The 567-nt window shown below is 54.7% G+C and carries 1 protein-coding gene and 1 pseudogene; both read right to left on the reverse strand.

Features of this window, described 5'->3' with window-relative positions; genetic code table 11:
• Positions 1-326 (reverse strand): ABC transporter permease (locus ACR0IP_RS23425; RefSeq protein ID WP_480528200.1); only part of this gene is annotated, 326 nt, incomplete at its 3' end.
• Positions 323-567 (reverse strand): annotated as a pseudogene (locus tag ACR0IP_RS23430) (multidrug ABC transporter ATP-binding protein); the annotation flags it as partial. The gene ACR0IP_RS23425 and the pseudogene ACR0IP_RS23430, both read right to left, overlap by 4 nt.

Below are 567 nucleotides of genomic sequence, written 5' to 3' on the forward strand. Positions count from 1 at the left end.
GCACCGACATACCCAATCACGATTTCGATAAAATTCACCGGCGCCGACAACAGCTCGTAGATGGTGCCCAGAAACTTTGGGAAATAAATTCCGAATGACGCGTTCGAGATCGAAAGCATCACCACAGACAGCATGATCAAGCCCGGGACGATGAACGCGCCGTAGGATACACCCTCGACCTCCTGAATTCGACTGCCGATGGCGGTGCCAAATACCACGAAATACAGCGAAGTGGAAAGAACCGGTGACAGGAAGCTTTGCGCCAGGGTGCGAAAGAAGCGGGCCATTTCGAACCGGTAGATTGCAGCGATTGCGGTCCAGTTCATGCCGCCTCTCCGGATACCAGGTTTACAAATATCTCTTCCAGGCTCGATTGCCGTGTCTGCACATCGCGCAACACCAGCCCGGCCTGCGACACGTCATTCAACAGGGTCGTTATCCCCGTGCGATCCGCATGGGTATCGTAGGTATAGATCAGGCTATCCCCCGCGCCGTTGAGGGTCAGATTGTGGCTGGCCAAATCATCGGGAATCCTGGCGATTGGCTCAGTCAGCATGACGACAATCT

The organism is Ruegeria sp. AL11, assembly GCF_056540865.1.